Annotated in this window: 2 protein-coding genes; both read left to right on the forward strand. The window is 54.0% G+C overall.

Annotated elements, in window-relative coordinates; all coding sequences use genetic code 11:
• Positions 1 to 1160: autotransporter outer membrane beta-barrel domain-containing protein (locus LIO98_RS02180; RefSeq protein WP_291952899.1), on the forward strand; the 1160-nt coding region annotated here is incomplete at its 5' end.
• A gap of 728 nt (positions 1161 to 1888) precedes the next feature.
• A partial coding sequence (locus tag LIO98_RS02185; protein ID WP_291952901.1) for a hypothetical protein occupies positions 1889 to 3339 on the forward strand: 1451 nt, incomplete at its 3' end.

Raw genomic sequence — 3339 nt, forward strand, 5'->3', positions numbered from 1 at the left:
TCACCGACACCAGCGACGGCGACCATAAGATCAAAGTCATGGACCAGGGCAGCGCACCCACGACCGGCGCGGAGGACCCCCTCACTCTCGTCAAGACCGGCGACGGGAACGCCGAATTCACCCTCACGGGAAAGGATAATCTCACCGATATCGGCGCGTGGAGCTACGGACTGCGCCGCGCTCTGGCAAACGAGAGTCATTGGGAGCTTTTCCCCACCAAGAGGCCCTCTCCCCCGGCGTCCGCAGCGGTCAACACCTTCATGGGCGGATACCTGCTCGCATACGCCGAGACTCAGACACTCATGCAGCGCCTCGGAGATCTGCGCGACACCGATTACAACAGCGGCTATTGGTTCCGCTTCCACGGCGGCAGGATGGAGTCAAACAGCAGGAGCTTCGTGCGAGACTTCGACATGAAATACGGCGGCGCTCAGGTCGGATATGACAGGAAGATCAAAAACAGCTGGAAGGGCGACACATACGTCGGCGGATACTTCGGATACAGCAAGGGCGACCTCGATTACAGCATTTTGGACGGCGGCACCGGCGGCAGTGGAAACGTGGATTCAAAGACACTCGGGCTCTACGGAACCTATATCGCCGATAACGGTTTCTACGTCGACGCGGTGCTCAAGTACATGTGGATGAAAAACGATTTTGACGTGCTCGACTCCGACGGCGGCCACGTCACGGGAGACGGACTCTCCACCGGCGGCGTCGGACTTTCTCTCGAACTCGGCAAACGGTTCCGGTTCACGAAAAACGAGAGGGGCGAAAATTGGTACATCGAGCCGCAGGCGCAGCTCAGCTACACCCACCAGAACGGCGGATATTTCACCGCCAGCAACGGCCTGAGAATCGGCGTGGACAGCTTCGACTCACTGCTTGGACGCCTTGGGATGCTGGCCGGATATGAGACGGCGAAGACGAACATCTACGCGAAGGTCTCCTACGTGAAAGAGTTTGACGGAGACGTCAATATCATCGCGAACAACGTCAGCATACCGGAGTCCTTCGGCGACAGCTGGTGGGAGTACGGGCTCGGACTCACCACCAAACTTAACGACCGCAACAGTCTCTACATGAGCCTGGAGCGCTCCTCGGGCGGCAAATTCACTGAACCATGGAAGGTTTATGCCGGTTGGAGGATCAGCCTCTAAAAAGGACCTTCTTTTAAGTCTTTTGATCACGACATAAAAACGTAACTTGAAAGTAGCGGCCTCCGTGAATTAAACGGCGGCCGCTACTTTCGTCATATTCTACTCCCCTAAAAAAGATCGTGCGCCACATCTCTGCACCTCGCGGCATTTAAGGTAGTTTTAAGTTGTGCATAAAATCATCAGTTTTTTCATTATTTTTACAAAATACCTCTTCTTATTAAGAATAAGTATTATTCACTAGACGCGTAAAATATAAAAATGGTATTTTAAGACGCGAAGATACGAAAGGGGAGATACATTACAAAAATCTAAATTATCAGGCTGAACAAACCAAGTTGAGAGACCTCTTTTCAGCATGTTTCATGCTCGTAAAAAACGGTATCGGCTATTACGATACTATTCCTAATGTTCTTCTATGGGCTTTTACTTACGGCGTTGACAAGCGGGACCACAAGATCTGTTTCGACAGAAATTTACCGAGGCTGATCCGTGGCGGCAAACAGCCGGACAGACCATTAACGACGATGGCACCGGCGGTTTGACCCTGTAGGGAACGATCCTTGATTTCATCCAAAAATCAGGGTTCCCACCGGCGTGCCTTCAATAAAGGCGGCCGCACGGCAAACCTCCCCGTCTCATGTGAAACCCAAATTTTAAGTCCATTAAAGATATAAAACCCCCAATGATTCAAAAAAACAGAATCTAGGGAAGAAAGGTGGAAAGTAAAGATGAAAAAAATACGAATGATTTGTACCGCCGCTCTATTGGCACTGTGCGTACATCTCCCCGCGGCCTTCGCCGAGCTGAATTACACGGCTCCGGTTGAAACCTCTAATCAATGGAATGAGGATGTGAATATCTCATATACATACGACCCATCCTCCTACCCTTCAGTCAATTATAAGGGTGCCATCAATCTCGAGACGACGTCATCCAGCTTTCCGCAGAAATCCATTGTGATGAACGGCGACCACACGGTGAAGATACGCGCCTTTAAGGAGCCCGGCAGCAGCAGCTCCATTCAGATATTCGGTATAAAGGCGTACGGAGAAAACGAAGTAAAGCTGAACAGGGTGGACGTCGAATCCAGCTATATATCGCTCCACGCGCAGAAGGGCGCTAGCATCACCGTTGGAGACGACTCGCGTCTGATCACGAGGGATTCGACCATCAGCATCTACGCCCTTGACAGCAGTAACATCAAAATCGGCAGCGGCGCGGAGATCCAGGCGGGGAGTATTACCAGCAACACCGTCTATGGATACAGCGTGTGGGCAAACAGCCAGACGGGGCTCTCCACCATCGAGATTGGAGACGGCGCGAATATAACGAACATGGGAAACTACTCGAACTACGGCGCGGCTGTTTACGCGCAGTATGGCGGGCACGTCTCTATCGGAAGCGGTTCTACAATAACCTCTAAGGGCGACCGGAACGGTTCCGGAAAATCCAATATGGGCATCTATGCCGATGCGAATCTCGCGGCACAGGATGTCCCCGGTCTCCGTTCGACAGTGACGCTGGGCGACGACGTTACGATCGTCACGGACGGCACAAAGAGCAACACGGGGATAAACACGGGCAACGGCGCGATCGTCACCGCGGGAAAGAATACGACGATCCTGACCCACGGCTCCGGCGGGAACAACCACGGGGCATACGCGAAAAGCGGGTCACAGATCACTATGAAGAGCGCCTACATTGAGACGGAGGGTGATGAGAGCTACGGCCTGATATCAAAGGGCTCGCTGAACGGCAGCAACACAAATATCTCGATCACGGATGGCTCCCATATCAAGACCACCGGGAGCGGGGCGCACGCGGTGGTGGCCCAGGATAAGGGAGAGGTGAATCTGGCGGGAGCCAATACGATAGAGACCGACCCGGATAACGGCTCTCACGCCCTCTGGGCGCAGGGCGGCGGCACCATCACCGCGGACGGAACGATGAGCATCCTCGGCAGTCTGCAAGCCGAGAGCGCGGGCAAGATAAACATGACGACGCAGGACGGCTCATATATAAAGGCAACGGGGAACGGGGCGCACGCGGTGGTAGCCCAGGATAAGGGAGAGGTGAATCTGGCGGGAGCCAATACGATAGAGACCGACCTGGATAACGGCTCGCACGCCCTCTGGGCGCAGGACGGCGGCACCATCACCGCGGACGGACAGATGAACAT

The organism is Cloacibacillus sp. (genome assembly GCF_020860125.1).
In the GTDB taxonomy this organism is placed as follows: Bacteria; Synergistota; Synergistia; order Synergistales; family Synergistaceae; genus Cloacibacillus.